This window comes from Phenylobacterium sp. (genome assembly GCF_004799515.1).
Taxonomy (GTDB): Bacteria; Pseudomonadota; Alphaproteobacteria; order Caulobacterales; family Caulobacteraceae; genus Phenylobacterium.
This window is the reverse complement of the sequence record NZ_SSMX01000013.1, coordinates 14570-29170: the sequence shown is the minus strand read 5'-3', so window position 1 is coordinate 29170 and position 14601 is coordinate 14570. Positions and strand designations below refer to the sequence as shown.

Here is a 14601-nt window from a genome sequence, read left to right as displayed (position 1 = left end):
CCGCGTCTTTCGTCGGCAAACTACCGTCAGCAATGACTAGAGATCGGAGCGGACGATGCCGGGGCATGGACGGACGGACGGAGCCTCGCGCCGGGAGCTGATCGCGGGCGGCGCGGCGCTGGCGGGTGCGGGCGTGGCGCCCCTGCTGGCCCGTGCGGCGGCCAGCGGACGGCAGATCAAGGGCTTCGAGAACGAGCTCGTCCCCCAGCCGGAGACCCTGGGCCGTTGGCTGCGCCTACTGCACAGGATGGGGCCGATCCGCTTCACCGGCACGCCCCAGGCCCGGACCTTCGAGCAATTCCTGGCGCGCCAGTTCACCCGCCTGGAGTTCGAGGTGAAGATCGACACCTTCCGGCTGATGGCCTGGGAGTGCGACCTGCATCGCGACTGCGCGATCAGCGTCGCCGACGACGGCAAGGCCCCGAAATCGCTGGAGGTCGTCGCCTACTATCCCTTCGCCGCCACCACCCGCGGCACGGGTCCGGTGACCGGGCGGGTGCTCTACGCCGGCGTCGGCGACGCGGCGGTGAAGGCCCTGGCCGCCAGGGTCCCCGCCGACGAACTGGCGAAATCGGTGGTGGTGGTGGACATGCCGCTGGCGAACGGCGGCGCGCGCGGCTTCGCCAAGCTGTTCCCCGGCGCCTTCCCCGACCCGCTGCCGCCCGCCTACGACGGCCCCAACCCGGCCAGCCAGGGCGGCCGGCCGTCCATGGAGGCGGTGGAGGGCAAGTGCCGGGCCTTGGTGCTCTGCTACACCGATGTCTCCAACGAGGCGGCGCGCTACAACTGGCTGCCGTTCAGCGACAAACACCGCAAGACCCCGGCGCTATGGGTCGGCGCGGAGGCCAGCCGTCACCTGCGTGAGGTCTCCGGCAAGGCCAGCCTCACCCTGCGCTGCGACGCGACCCTGACGCCCGACGCCCGCGCCGACACCATCGTGGCCACCCTCCCCGGGCCCTCGGACGAGGTGGTGTTCCTGACCACCCAGACGGATGGTCCCAACGAGTGCAACGAGAACGGCGGCCTGGGCGTGCTGGCGCTCGCCACCTATGCCGCGCGCCGACCCCGTGCGCGGCGGCGGCGCACCCTGGTCTGCTCGCTGCCCACCGGCCACTACGCGGCCGGCGCCGTGGCCGACAAGGAGACCGGCTCGGGCCGGCCCGCCGGCACCCGAGGCGTCATGAACCAGCATCCGGAGATGGTGAAGAGGATCGTGGGCCATCTGTCGCTCGAGCAGATGGGTGCGATGGAATGGAGCGCCGCCGACATGAAGTGGGGCCCCACCGGCCTTGTCGCGCCGGAGATGTGGCTGCCGACCTCGACCGACGCCCCGGCCATGAACCGCATCTTCCACGCGGCCACGGAAGGCGAGAATCCGAAGTACTCCCGCTCGGCCCTGGTGGAGAGCGGCTTCGCCCCCGGCGAGGGCGGGGCGCCGCGGGCCGCCGGCATCCCGGGGCTCGGTCTCATGGGCGCGCCGCAGTACTTCTTCCGCGCCGACCCCATGGGGGTGATCAAGAAGCTAGACCAGCGGGTTATGGCCAACCAGGTCGACATCGCCACCAAGATGATGGTGCTGATGGACCGTCTGTCGGTGGATCAGTTATATGGCCGCGCCCCGATCAGCGACGCCGATCTCTTCGGCTAGCGGCCACATCCCCTGGCGCCGCCTGGAGAATTCCTGCGCGCGGTCCGCCTTGTCCGCGCCCGACGCGGGCTCTAAGTCCGCGTGACACGCTCTCAGGCCGGCCAAGGAATGGGGCGGCTCTTGTCATCCTTGTTGTAAGGTCCGCTGAATGGATGCTCGCGTCGCGACTGACTCGAAAGCCGCCGAAAGCCGCCTCTCCGCCCCCATGCTCACCCACCTGCAGCGCCTGGAGGCCGAGAGCATCCACATCTTCCGCGAGGTTGTGGCCGAATGCGAGCGCCCGGTGATGCTCTATTCCATCGGCAAGGACAGCGCGGTGATGCTGCGGCTGGCCCAGAAGGCCTTCTATCCCGCAAAGGCGCCCTTCCCGCTGCTGCATGTGGACACCACCTGGAAGTTCCGGGCGATGTACGAGATGCGCGAGCGGATGGCCCGCGAGAGCGGCATGGACCTGATCGTCCACCAGAATCCCGAGGCCAAGGCCCGGGGCATCAACCCCTTCGACCACGGCAGCCTGCACACCGACATGTGGAAGACCGAGGGTCTGAAGCAGGCCATCGACAAGTACGGCTTCGACGCGGCCTTTGGCGGCGGCCGGCGCGACGAGGAGAAGTCCCGCGCCAAGGAACGGATCCTGTCCTTCCGCTCGGCCCAGCACCGCTGGGACCCGAAGATCCAGCGGCCCGAACTCTGGAAGCTCTACAACACCCGCAAAGGGCCGGGCGAGACCTTCCGGGCCTTCCCGATCTCCAATTGGACCGAACTCGACATCTGGCAATACATCTACCTGGAGGACATTCCGATCGTGCCCCTCTACTTCGCCGCCGAGCGACCGGTGGTGGAGCGCGACGGCAACCTGATCATGGTCGACGACGAGCGGATGCGCCTGAACCCCGGCGAGGTCCCGCAGCTGCGCTCGATCCGCTTCCGCACCCAGGGCGACTATCCGCTGACCGGCGCCATCGAGAGCACGGCGGCGACCCTGCCTGAGATCATCCAGGAGATGCTGCTGGCCACCACCAGCGAACGCCAGGGCCGGGTCATCGACCACGACCAGGCCGCCTCGATGGAGAAGAAAAAGCAGGAGGGCTACTTCTGATGGCCCACCAGTCCGCCCTGATCGCCCAGGACATCGAGGCCTATCTCGACGCCCACCAGCACAAGAGCCTGCTGCGGTTCCTGACTTGCGGGTCGGTGGACGACGGCAAGTCGACCCTGATCGGCCGGCTGCTCTACGATTCCAAGATGATCTTCGAGGATCAGCTGGCGGCGCTGGAGGCGGATTCCAAGAAGGTCGGCACCCAGGGCGGCGAGATCGACTTCGCGCTCCTGGTCGACGGCCTCGCCGCCGAGCGCGAGCAGGGCATCACCATCGACGTCGCCTACCGCTTCTTCTCCACCGACAAGCGCAAGTTCATCGTCGCCGACACGCCCGGGCACGAGCAGTACACCCGCAACATGGTCACCGGCGCCTCGACCGCCGACGCCGCGGTGATCCTGATCGATGCGCGCAAGGGCGTGCTGACCCAGACGCGGCGGCACAGCTACCTCGTCAGCCTGCTGGGCATCCGCCACGTGGTACTGGCGGTGAACAAGATGGACCTGGTGGAGTGGAGCCAGGGCCGCTTCGACGAGATCGTCGCCGACTACCGCGCCTTCGCCCAGCAGATCGGCATCGAGGCCTTCGCGGCCATCCCCATGTCGGCCCTGCGCGGCGACAACATCACCGAGCCCAGCGCCAACGCGCCCTGGTACGACGGCCCGCCGCTGATGCGCTGGCTGGAGGATGCGCCCGTCGAGGACGACCTGCGGGAAAAGCCGTTCCGCATGCCGGTGCAGTGGGTCAACCGCCCGAACCTCGACTTCCGCGGCTTTTCCGGCCTGGTCGCCTCCGGCGTCGTGCGCCCCGGAGACAAGGTCAAGGCCCTGCCCTCCGGCCGCGAAAGCACGGTCCAGCGCATCGTCACCTTCACCGGCGACCTCGACGAGGCCGTGGCCGGCCAGTCGGTGACGCTGACCCTGGCCGACGAGATCGACGTCTCCCGCGGCGACGTCCTGGCCGCAGCCGGAAACCCGCCCGCTGTCGCCGACCAGTTCGAGGCCACCCTGGTCTGGTTCGATGAGGAGCCGATGCTGCCGGGCCGGCCCTACCTGCTGAAGCTCGGGACCCGCACGGTCGCCGCCCAGGTCGCCGAGCCCAAGTACAAGGTCAACGTCAACACCCTGGAGCACCTGGCCGCGCGGCGGCTGGAGCTGAACGAGATCGGGGTGTGCAACCTGTCCCTCGACGCGCCGATCGCCTTCGACCCCTATGCCGAGAACCGCGACCTGGGCGGCTTCATCCTGATCGACCGGCTGTCGAACCGCACGGTGGGCGCCGGCCTGCTGCACTTCGCGCTCCGCCGCAGCCAGAACATCCACTGGCAGGCGCTGGACGTGGACAAGGCGGCGCGGGCGCGGGCCTTGGGCCAGGCCGCGCGGGTCGTCTGGCTGACCGGCCTGTCCGGCGCCGGAAAGTCGACCATCGCCAACCTGGTGGAAAAGCGCCTCGCCGCCGACGGCCGCCACACCTACCTGCTGGACGGCGACAACGTCCGCCACGGCCTGAACAAGGACCTGGGCTTCACCGAGCAGGACCGGGTCGAGAATATCCGCCGGGTGGCCGAGGTGGCCAAGCTGATGGCCGACGCTGGCCTGATCGTCCTGGTCAGCTTCATCTCGCCCTTCCGCGCCGAGCGGCGGATGGCGCGCGAACTGATGGCCGAGGGCGAGTTCGTCGAGGTCTTCGTCGACACCCCCATCGCCGAGGCCGAGCGGCGCGACGTCAAGGGTCTCTACGCCAAGGCCCGCGCCGGCCAGCTCAAGAACTTCACCGGCGTGGATTCGCCCTACGAGGCGCCGGAAAGCCCCGAAATCCGCATCGACACCACCGCGCTCAGCCCCGAGCAGGCCGCCGAGGCGATCGTGGCCTGGCTGGAGAAGGACAGCGCGGCGCGGCGATGAGGCGCGCCGCCCGCGCTCCTCGGCTCCGGGACGCGGCAGGCGCGCTCGCCCTGCTGATTGCGGGCCTCGCCGCCGGCCTGGCGCTGCTGGCGCAAGGCGGCCGCTTCAGCGCACGGCTGGATGTGTTCAGCCATCCGGCGCCCCTCTACCTGGCGGCGGCCCTCGCCGCGGCCGCGCTCGCCCTGATCGGCGCGGCGAGATTGCGGCGGGTTGGGCTGGGCCTGGCCATCCTGGGCGCCATCCTCTCCGCCGCCCTGATCCTGCCGGAGTTCCTGCGCGACACCGGCCCCGTCGCAGCGCCCGGCGCGCCCGGCCAGATCAAGGTCATCGAGTTCAACGCGCGGCGCAGCAATCAGCGCTTCCAGGAGATCGCCGACTGGCTGGCCAGCGAGCATCCCGATGTCGTCGTCCTGGAGGAAGCCAACACCGTCCTGGCCGACACCGTGCTGTTCCGGATGGGCTGGCGCGGCGCGGCCGGGCGGATCCGTGACTCCCTGATCCTCACGCCGCGGCCCTATGAGGCGATGAACCGTCCCATTGTCGACCCGCGCTCGAAGCTCACCTTCGTCAACGCCACTTACCGGGACGCGCAAGGGCCGTTCGATGTGGTGGTGACCCACCTCGTCTGGCCCGGGCCGGCTCAGGCGCGGCAGCGGGCCACCCTGCACGCTGTCCTGGCGAGCCTTCCAACCGACCGGACCATCTTGGCCGGCGACTTCAACTCCACATCCTGGTCCTTCGCCCGCCGGCAGGACGACCGGACCTTTGGCCTGGTCCGGCGGGACCGGGCGTTCTGGTCCTGGCCCGCGGACGTCGGCCGCGCGGGAAACACCCTGTTCCCGTTCCCGCTACTGCCGATCGACCACCTCTACGCCGGCCCCGGCTGGGCGACGGTAAGCGTCCGGCGCGGCCCGCCGCTCGGTTCCGACCACTATCCGCTGGTGGTCACTCTGGCGCCGGTGGCGCGCGACGGCCCACGTCCAGGAAGTCCCGAGCGCTGAAGCCTTCCGGCGAGTCCACCTCAACGATGGGATCGTCGCGGTCGTCCCATTCGGTGCGCAGCGCCCGGCTCATCACCGCGTGCATGTCGTAGAGGCAGGCGATGTAGGTCAGCTCCAGGATCTCCTCGTCGGTGAGGAAGCCCTTCAGGGCGTCGAACACCGCGTCCGGCGTGCGCCCGGCTTGCAGCGCCAGGCAGTCGGCGTAGGCCAACACCGCGCGCTCCTTGGCGTCGAAGCAATCCGCAACGGCCCAGTGCGGCACGGCGGCGATCTTGGCTTCCGCGACCTTCAGGCCGCGCAGGGACTTGCAGTGCTGGGAGAAGACGAACTGGCTGGCTTTCACATACCCCACGCGGGTCTGCGCCAGCTCGCGCAGCACCGGGTCCAGCTTGCGCTTCGGGCTGCGGTAGAGGGCGAAGCCGCGGTTGGCGTGCTCCAGGACGTCCGGAACCAGGGCGAAGACGGTCCACCAGTCGCCGGGCGTGCCGGTGGAGGTGCCGGGCTCGGCCACCGGGTCGCGCTCGCCGAACAAGAGGTCGTAGGTCTTGACCACCACCTCGGCGGTGGCGTCAGCGCGGGGAACCTGGCGCAGGCGCGGCACGGCGCCTCAAGCCTCCGCCGGCTCGGCCGCGCGGGCCGGCGCGTGGGCGATATCCTCAGGCCGGAAGTCGCGCAGGGTCGCGGCGAACTCCAGCATCACTCCGTTCGGGTCGCGGAAGTAGACCGAGCGCACCCAGACGCCGTCGTGCATCTCGCGCGCCACGCCCATGGGGCTGTCGTCGTGATTGACCACGATCGGGACCGAGACGTGGACGCCGGCGGCTTTTAGACGGGCGATCGAGGCGTCGAGTTCGTCTTCGTCCAGGTGGAAGGCCACATGGTTCATCGAGCCCACCGCCGACTTGGGCTCGGCCGGGAAGTCCTTCACCGCGGCGATCCCCGGCGCCGCGGGCGGGACGTCCGGCCACCAGAAGAAGGCCAGCAGCGAGCCGCCGCCGCAGTCGAAGAAGAAGTGCTGACCGCCGTCCGGCAAGGCCACGGTCTTCACCAGCGGCATGCCGAGCGCACGGGTGTAGAAGTCCGCCGTCTCGGCCATGTCGCGGCACACCAGCGCCAGGTGATTGATGCCCTTGGTCTTCATGGCGTCCTCCTGCTTTGCCGGCAGACTAAGCCGCGATCAGAATTCCAGCACGATCTTCCCGAAATGCTCGCCGCCCTGCATGGCCTTGAAGGCGGCCTGCGCCTCCGTCCAGGGGAAGACCTTGTCGACCACCGGCGCGATCTTCTTGAGGTCGATGAAGCGGCACATGGCCTCGAACATATCGCGCGAACCGACGGACAGGCCCTGCAGCTTGGCGGAATTGCTGATCAGGATCGCGGGGTTGAACGCAGATCCGAAACCGCCGACGACGCCTACGATAGCGATGTGGCCGCCGATGCGGATCGCGCGGATGCTCTGCTCTATGGTCCCTCTGCCGCCGACCTCAATGATCATGTCGGCCCCAACGCCGCCGGTCGCCTCGCGGACCGGGCCCGACCACTCCGGCGTCTGGCGATAGTTGACGAGATGGTCCGCGCCCAGCGCGCGTGCCCGCTCGAGCTTATCGTCCGACGAGGAGGTGATCAGCGTCCGAAAGCCCGCGGCGTGCGCGAACTGCAGGCCGAAGACCGAGACCCCGCCGGTGCCCTGCAGCACCACCATGTCGCCGGGCCGCAGGTCCGCGTCCTCGAACAGCGCCCGCCAGGCCGTGAGCGCCGCGCACGGCAGGGTCGCGACCTGCTGGTCGCTCAGGAAATCGGGGACCTTGGAGACCCCATCAGCGCTGAACACCGCCAGTTCCCGCCCCGCGCCGGGGATCGGCGAGCCCAGGGACGAGTTCAGCTTGTCCAGGTTCGGCGGACCGGAAATCCAGCGCTGGAAGAACATCGTGGCCACCCGGTCGCCCGGCTTGACCCGGGTGACGCCCGCCCCGACCGCCTCGACGATCCCGCAGCCGTCGGAGAACGGTGTGATCGTCTCGGTCCCGCCCGGCAGGCGGCCATAGAGGCCCTGAGCCATCAGGAGGTCGCGGTAGTTGAGGGACACGGCGCGCATCCGCACCAGAACCTCGCCTGGACCGGGCGCCGGGTCGGGCGCCTCCACCACCTCGATGCGGTCCACGCCCCAGGGTTCGGCGACGTTCAGCGCGCGCATGTTGTTCCTCCGTCGGGCCATCATCCCCTGCGGCCCGGCCGACGCAAGGCTCACCCGAGGTCAGCCCCGGGGGCAACTAAGCGTCACGCCGGATCGAGCCGCCGCACGCCGTAGAGCCGCAGCGCGCCCGCGACGCCCAGGACGCACATGGCCGACATCAGGAAGTAGCCGTGCGCGCCGACCCGGTCGAACAGCCAACCCGACGCCATGGTGGCGAAGCCGGAGAGCACGCCGCCGGAGAGCGCCGAGTTCAGCGCCTGGGCGGCCGAGGCGTTGCGTGGCGTCGACAACCGCTCCACCAGGAGCAGGGAGGCGAAGAAGGTCGCGGCGTAGCTGAGCGCATGCAGGGCCTGCAGCGGGAACAGCATCCAGAGCGGCGGCGATAGCGCCAACGCGCTCCAGCGGACGATGGCGCCCAGCCCGCCCACCAATAGCAGGTTGCGCGGCCCCATCCGACGCCGCCACGGCTCCATGAACCAGAGGAAGCCGATCTCGGTCGCGACGCCGGCGCCCCAGAGCAGGCCGGTCATGCTCTCCGGTATGCCCTGGCGTTTCCAGGCGAGCGTCGAGAATGCGTAGTAGAAGGCGTGCGCCGACTGGATCAGCCCGATCGAGACCACAGCGGTCATGAACACCGGGTCGCGGACCAGCTCCGACAGGCCGGCCATCCGCTCTCTTAAGCCCGCGCCTTGGCCGCCGTCGTGCACCGGGTCCGGCGGCAGCAGCACCCGGGCGGCCAGGGTGGCGAGCGCGCCGGCGGCGACCATCCAGACCAGCACCAGCTCCGGCGAGCCCCAGGTCAGGATCGCGCCCATGCCGACGTTGCCGACGATGAAGGCCGCCGAGCCGATGCCCCTGGGCCAGCCGTAGTTGAACCCGTCGCGCCGGGCGCGGGACAGCACGATCACGTCGGTGAGCGGCGGCAGCGTGGTGAACATCGAAGAGGCCGCGAACCAGACCACCGCCCACCAGGCGAAGCCCCCGGGCAGGACCAGCAGGACGTAGAGCGCCGTCACCGCCGCCGCCAGCACGATCAGCGCCGTGCGCCGCAGCCGGAAGCTGTCCGCCCAGACCGCCAGCAGGGGCGCGGTGAACACCCGGGCCAGCATCGGCAGGGACAGGATCAGCCCGATCCGCCCGCCGCTCAGGCCATGGTGGGCGAACCACACCGGCATGTAGGGCGAGCTCACCCCGTTGCCGATGTAGATGGCGCCGTAGAACAGGCCAAGGCGCACGGGGAGCGGCATGGTCCCAGCGCCATACACGGAGTCGCCGCCCCTTAAGATGGACACCGCCGAGGTGGACGCCGCGGAAACCGCGCGTAATGTCTGATCAGCGATAAGGGAGGATACCCATGGCAGGCGCCAACAGCCGCGACCGGGAGCTGCGCGAGCGCGCGGCGGCGGTGATCCCCGGCGGGATGTACGGCCACCAGTCCACAGCCCTCCTGCCCGACGACTATCCGCAATTCTTCGAGCGCGGCGAAGGCGCCCATATCTGGGACGTGGACGGGCGGCGCTATCTCGACCTGATGTGCGCCTACGGCCCGAACCTGTTCGGCTACGCCAACCCGCAGATCGACGCGGCCTTCGTGCGCCAGCTGGGCCTGGGCGACACCCTGACCGGGCCGACGGCGCTGATGGTCGAGCTGGCCGAGGCCTTCGTGGCCATGGTCACCCACGCCGACTGGGCCATATTCTGCAAGAACGGCACGGACGCCACCACCATGGCGCTGACCACCGCCCGCGCCCACACCAAGCGCAAGACCGTCGTGCGGGCCAAGGGCGCCTATCACGGCGCGGCCCCCTGGTGCGTGCCCAGGCCCGCCGGCACCATCGACACCGACCGCGCCCACCAGATCTTCTACGACTACAACGACGTGGCGAGCCTGGAGGCCGCAGTGGCCGAGGCCGGCGACGACCTCGCCTGCATCTTCGCCGCCCCCTTCAAGCACGACGCCTTCATCGACCAGGCCGAGCCGGACCTCGCCTATGCGCGCCGCGCCCGCGAGCTCTGCGACAAGACCGGGGCGCTTCTGGTGGTGGACGACGTCCGCGCCGGCCTGCGGGTCGCCCGCGACTGCTCCTGGTCGAAGATCGGGGTGCAGCCGGACCTGTCGACCTTCGGCAAGTGCGTCGCCAACGGCCACGCCCTGTCGGTCTTCGTGGGCAGCAACAAGGCCCGCGACGCCGCGGCCAAGATCTACGTCACCGGCTCCTTCTGGTACCAGGCCGCGCCGATGGCCGCGGCGCTGGAGACGCTGAGCCTGGTGCGCGGCACCGACTACCTGGAGCGGATCACCGCCTTGGGTCAGCGGCTGCGCGACGGCCTGAACGCGCGCGCCGCGGCGGCCGGCTTCTCCCTGCGCCAGACCGGCCCGGTGACCATGCCGCTCTTCCTGTTCGACGACGACCCGGACCTGCGCAAGGGCTTCTGCTTCTCCAGCGCCATGCTGGAGCGCGGGGTCTACGTGCACCCCTGGCACAACATGTTCCTCTGCGCGGCCATGACCGAGGCCGACATCGACGACGCCCTGAACGCCGCCGAGGGCGCGTTCGGCGACCTGAAGCGCGACGCGCCCGGCCTGCAGCCGGTGCCGAAGCTCGCCTTCCTGACGGCCGGCGGGACGCGGTGAGCCCCATGAGCCTGGACAGCTATTCCGACTACGACGGCCTGGGCCTGGCCGAGCTGGTGGCCAAGGGCGAGGTGACGCCCTCGGAGCTCGCCGAAGCCGCCATCGACCGCATCGAGCGGCGCAACCCGACCCTGAACGCGGTGGTCTACAAGGGCTACGACGACGCGCGCCGCTGGGCGGCCGGGCCGCTGCCCGACGGGCCGTTCAAGGGCGTGCCCTTCCTGATCAAGGACCTCGGCATGCCCGTGGCCGGCTGGCCGCGCAGCCATGGCAGCAAGTTCGCCCGCGGCGTGGTGGACGCCCAGGATGGCGGCCTCACCGCCCGCTACAAGGCCGCCGGCGTCGTGCCGCTCGGCAAGACCAACACCCCGGAATACGGCATCACCGGCACGACGGAGAGCGCCGCGCTCGGCCCCTGCCGCAATCCCTGGAACCCGAACCACATCGCCGGCGGCTCGTCCGGCGGGGCTGCCTCGGCGGTGGCGGCGGGGATCGTGCCCCTGGCGCACGCGTCCGACGGCCTGGGCTCGATCCGCATCCCGGCGGCCTGCTGCGGCCTGGTGGGCCTGAAGGTCACCCGCGACCGCAATCCGAACCTGCCGGACGGCTTCGACTACGCGCTCGGCAACGTCGTCGACCACGTAGTGACCCGCACGGTGCGCGATAGCGCCGCCATGCTGGACGCCACCGGCTATCCGGAGCCCGGCTCGCCCTACCCGGCCCCGCCCAAGGACCGGCCCTACCTGGAGGAAGTCTGCCGCAGCCCCGGCAGGCTGCGCATCGCCTGGTCGTCGGAAACGGCGAACGGCCGGCCCATCGACCCGGAGATCCAGGCGGCCCTCGAACGCACCGCCGACCTGCTGAAGGGCCTGGGCCATGAGGTGATCGAGCGCGGCCTGGGCATCGACTACCGCGCCCTCTACGCCTCGCGCGGGCCTGCCGCCGCCGCCAATTTCGCCGCCGGCATGGCCCGGCTGATCGACCTGGTCGGCCGCGAGCCGGAACAGGACGAGCTGGAGCCTCTGACCTGGTCGATCCTCAAGGCCGGCCGCCGCCAGGAAGGCCCCGCCGTGATGCGCTCCCTGCAGGAGACGCGGATGCTGAACCGCCAGACGCTCGCGGCCTTCGAGGATATCGACGTCTACCTTTGCCCGGTGCTGGGGACGCCGGTTCCGGAGATCGGCTTCATCGATCCGGTGAACCTGGAGCCCAAGGAGGTGAACCGCCGCCAGGGCCGCACCTTCCCCTACACGCCGCCGTTCAACTATTCCGGCCAGCCGTCGATGTCCCTGCCGCTGGAGGTCGACGCCAACGGCCTGCCGATCGGCATGATGTTCACCGCCAAATACGCCGACGAGGCTGTGCTCTTCCGCCTGGCCGGCCAGCTGGAGAAGGAAGCCCCCTGGAAGGACCGTCGGCCGCAGGTCTGGGGCTGAGCGGCATGGGTTTCTGGAGCCGCCGGAACTGGCTGACCCTGGCGGCGCTCGGCGGCCTCGCGTCCGTGGCGGCCGGCGCCTTCGCGACCCACGGCATGGCGGGCGATCCGCGGGCGCAGGAACTCTTGAAGACCGGCGCCCTCTACGGCTTCATGCACTGCCTGGCGACCTTCGCCGCGGCGGGCGTCATGCAGTGGGGCGGCCGGCCTGCCCGCTTCGCCCCGGGCTTCTTCCTGGCGGGCGCCCTGCTGTTTTCCGGATCGCTGTTCGCCCTGGCCTTCGGCGCGCCGCGCTGGGTGGGGATCGCGACTCCCTTCGGAGGCCTGAGCTTCATGGCGGGCTGGGCCGTCCTGGCCTGGGCCGCGCGCGAGGTGGATCCTATCGCCTAAGCGGCTTACGGCTGCCGCTTCGGAAGCGCCAGCAGGTGCAGGCAGAGCGCCGAGCCCACCAGGGCGGCCAGCATCACCACCGCCATGGGCCTGGGCGTGCCGTCGTGCAGCCAGCCGGCCGCCGCCGAGGCCACCGCGCCGGCGCCGAACGACACCGCGCCCATCATCGCCGAGATCGCCCCGGCCCTGCGCGGATCGACGTTCAGCGCGCCGGCCATGGTGTTGCCCTGCATGAAGCCGTAGGTCGACAGCATCAGGAACAGCAGCGGCAGCACGCTCCACCGCTCGCCGATCCCGGTCAGCGCCGCGATCATCAGGAGAACCCCGAAGCCCACGGCGATCAGGCTCGACTTGGCCACGATCTGGTCGGGCGTGCGCCGGCGCAGGAAATAACGGTTCACCTGGTTGGAGCCGATGATCCCGACCGCGTTCAGCCCGAACACCCAGCCGAAGGCCGAGGCCGGGATGCCGTAGGTCTTGATCAGGAGATCCGGCGAGGAGGCGATGTAGGTGAAGAGCGTCGCCCCGTTCAGCGCGCCGGCCAGGGCGTAGCCCACCAGCCGGGGCTCGCGCAGCAGCGCCAGGTAGGCCTGCAGCGGCGTCTCGGTGGCCGCGTGCGCGGAGGTCTCCTCCGAACGGCTTTCCAGCATCCGCCAGGCCGCCACCAGGCCCACGATCACGCCGAAGCTCGTCATGAACCAGAAGTTCAGCCGCCAGCCGCCGAAGCTGAGCAGCGCCCCGCCCAGCAGCGGCGCCAGGATGGGCGCCAGGCCCATGATCAGCATCATCAGGCTGAGCATCCGCGCCGTCTCGGTATGGGTGAAGCGGTCGCGGATCACGGCGCGGGAGACCACCCCGCCGGCGCAGGCGCCGAGCGCCTGGACGAACCGCCCGCCGATCAGCATGGCCGGGCTGAGCGCGCAGGCGCACAGCGCCGAGGCAGCCACATAGACGATCACCCCGAAGAGCAGCGGGGCGCGCCGGCCGAGCCGGTCGGACGCCGGCCCGTAGGCGAGCTGGCCCAGCGCCATGCCCGCCAGGAAGGCCGAGACCGTCGCCTGGGCCTCGCCCGCCGAGGCGTGCAGGCTGGCGCCGATCGACGGCAGGCTGGGCAGGTACATGTCGATCGCCAACGGCCCCATGGCTGTCAGCGACCCCAGGAGGATCACCAATCCCCAGGGCGTGCGCTCGGTCTGGACCTCGGCCGTCGTCATCGGCCCCTGTTTAGCCTGTTCGCCGCCGCTGTCTTCCCCGTTCCAGCCGTGACGGTTTTGCGGCAAAGCTGGCGGTCAAAGAGGAAACCCAAGCCATGTCCGCGCTCGAGACCCTGATGCCGCCCGTCCAGCGCGCGGCCGTGAACGGCGTCGAGATGGCCTACTACGAGGCCGGGCCGCGCCACGGCGTGCCGATCGTCCTCTGCCACGGCTTCCCGGAACTGGCCTTCTCCTGGCGCCATCAGCTGAAGGCGCTGGGCGAGGCGGGCCGCTGGGTGATCGCCCCGGACCAGCGCGGCTATGGCCTGACCTCGCGGCCCCAGGCGGTCACCGACTACGACATGGAGCACCTGACCGGCGACCTCACCGGCCTGCTCGACCACCTGGGGGTCGAGAAGGCGGTCCTCTGCGGCCATGACTGGGGCGGCCTCGTCGTCTGGCAGACGCCGCTGATGCACCCGGACCGCGTGGCCGGCGTCATCGGCCTCAACACGCCCTTCCTGCCGCGCGGGCCCATGGACCCGATCGCCCTCTTCCGCGCCCACTATGGGCCGGACATGTACATCGTCTGGTTCCAGACGCCGGAAGAGCCGGAAGCCGTTCTGGGGGCCGACGTCGAGAAGACCATGCGCTTCTTCATGCGCCGGCCGCAGGGCCTGGCGGCGGTCGCCGCGGAACGCCCGGCGGGAGGCTCGACCTTCGCCTTCAAGGACTTGCTGCAGCAGTGGGACGCCACCGACGCCGGCGGCCAGCTCCTGACCCCCGAGGAGCTGGCGGTCTTTGTCGAGACCTTCCAGGCCAGCGGCTTCCGCGGCGGGGTCAACTGGTACCGCAACTTCACCCGCAACTGGGAGCGCGCGGAGGGCCAGGCCACGCGCCTCGACAACCTGCCCTGCCTGATGATCACCGCCGAGCTGGACGCGGTGCTGTCGCCGGCGATGGCCGAAGGCATGGTCGGCATGGTCAGCGATCTGGAGATGCATATGATCAAGGGCTCGGGCCACTGGACGCAGCAGGAAAAGCCGGATGAGGTGAACCGCCTCATCCTGGACTGGCTGGGACGGCGTTTCCCGCAGTAGAT

The 14601-nt window shown here is 70.3% G+C and carries 13 protein-coding genes; 8 read left to right on the top strand and 5 right to left on the bottom strand.

Translation table 11 applies throughout. The annotated features are described in order from the left end of the window. The first annotated feature begins 55 nt into the window (after nucleotides 1–55). The 4 genes from E8A49_RS05630 (at nucleotide 56) to E8A49_RS05615 (ending at nucleotide 5652) form a co-directional block, all read left to right on the top strand. Complete coding sequence (locus E8A49_RS05630; protein ID WP_293377378.1) at nucleotides 56–1648, top strand: hypothetical protein; 1593 nt, start codon at nucleotides 56–58, stop codon at nucleotides 1646–1648. Between the two features lie 148 nt (nucleotides 1649–1796). Next, entirely contained in the window at nucleotides 1797–2747 is a 951-nt protein-coding gene (gene cysD, locus E8A49_RS05625; RefSeq protein WP_293377375.1) for a sulfate adenylyltransferase subunit CysD, read from the top strand. After that, nucleotides 2747–4651: a sulfate adenylyltransferase subunit CysN gene (cysN, locus tag E8A49_RS05620; RefSeq protein WP_293377373.1), complete on the top strand. Its 1905-nt coding sequence runs from the start codon at nucleotides 2747–2749 to the stop codon at nucleotides 4649–4651. The genes cysD and cysN overlap by 1 nt, the downstream gene beginning before the upstream one ends. Further along, complete coding sequence (locus E8A49_RS05615) at nucleotides 4648–5652, top strand: endonuclease/exonuclease/phosphatase family protein (protein WP_293377370.1); 1005 nt, start codon at nucleotides 4648–4650, stop codon at nucleotides 5650–5652. The genes cysN and E8A49_RS05615 overlap by 4 nt, the downstream gene beginning before the upstream one ends. On the opposite strand, the gene E8A49_RS05610 is transcribed toward E8A49_RS05615, so the two are convergent. The 4 genes from E8A49_RS05610 to E8A49_RS05595 all read right to left on the bottom strand — a co-directional run bounded on the left by E8A49_RS05610 (nucleotide 5597) and on the right by E8A49_RS05595 (nucleotide 9093). Further along, complete coding sequence (locus E8A49_RS05610; protein WP_293377367.1) at nucleotides 5597–6253, bottom strand: carboxymuconolactone decarboxylase family protein; 657 nt, start codon at nucleotides 6251–6253, stop codon at nucleotides 5597–5599. The two genes, E8A49_RS05615 and E8A49_RS05610, sit on opposite strands and share 56 nt — an antisense overlap. Nucleotides 6254–6259: 6 nt before the next feature. Then, nucleotides 6260–6793, bottom strand: coding sequence for a VOC family protein (locus E8A49_RS05605; protein WP_293377364.1), 534 nt, complete (start codon nucleotides 6791–6793; stop codon nucleotides 6260–6262). A gap of 36 nt (nucleotides 6794–6829) precedes the next feature. Beyond that, the gene (locus E8A49_RS05600; protein WP_293377361.1) at nucleotides 6830–7846 is read right to left on the bottom strand and encodes an NAD(P)-dependent alcohol dehydrogenase; all 1017 of its coding nucleotides are present in this window, start codon (nucleotides 7844–7846) and stop codon (nucleotides 6830–6832) included. Between the two features lie 83 nt (nucleotides 7847–7929). Further along, on the bottom strand, nucleotides 7930–9093 hold the full coding sequence (locus E8A49_RS05595; protein WP_293377358.1) for an MFS transporter: 1164 nt from the start codon (nucleotides 9091–9093) through the stop codon (nucleotides 7930–7932). A 107-nt stretch (nucleotides 9094–9200) separates the two neighbouring features. Between E8A49_RS05595 and E8A49_RS05590 the strand changes: the two genes are divergently transcribed. The 3 genes from E8A49_RS05590 to E8A49_RS05580 are packed head-to-tail and all read left to right on the top strand — an operon-like array spanning nucleotide 9201 to nucleotide 12306. Then, nucleotides 9201–10481 (top strand): aminotransferase class III-fold pyridoxal phosphate-dependent enzyme, encoded by a 1281-nt coding sequence (locus E8A49_RS05590; RefSeq protein ID WP_293377355.1) that lies wholly within the window; start codon nucleotides 9201–9203, stop codon nucleotides 10479–10481. Nucleotides 10482–10486: 5 nt separating this feature from the next. Then, on the top strand, nucleotides 10487–11917 hold the full coding sequence (locus E8A49_RS05585) for an amidase (protein WP_293377352.1): 1431 nt from the start codon (nucleotides 10487–10489) through the stop codon (nucleotides 11915–11917). Between the two features lie 5 nt (nucleotides 11918–11922). After that, on the top strand, nucleotides 11923–12306 hold the full coding sequence (locus E8A49_RS05580) for a DUF423 domain-containing protein (protein ID WP_293377349.1): 384 nt from the start codon (nucleotides 11923–11925) through the stop codon (nucleotides 12304–12306). A 5-nt stretch (nucleotides 12307–12311) separates the two neighbouring features. Here the strand turns inward: E8A49_RS05580 and E8A49_RS05575 are convergent, their stop codons facing one another. Then, entirely contained in the window at nucleotides 12312–13520 is a 1209-nt protein-coding gene (locus E8A49_RS05575) for a multidrug effflux MFS transporter (protein ID WP_293377346.1), read from the bottom strand. 95 nt (nucleotides 13521–13615) lie between these two features. On the opposite strand from E8A49_RS05575, the gene E8A49_RS05570 reads away from it, so the two are divergent. Further along, nucleotides 13616–14599 (top strand): alpha/beta hydrolase, encoded by a 984-nt coding sequence (locus E8A49_RS05570; protein WP_293377343.1) that lies wholly within the window; start codon nucleotides 13616–13618, stop codon nucleotides 14597–14599. The last annotated feature ends 2 nt before the right edge of the window (nucleotides 14600–14601 follow it).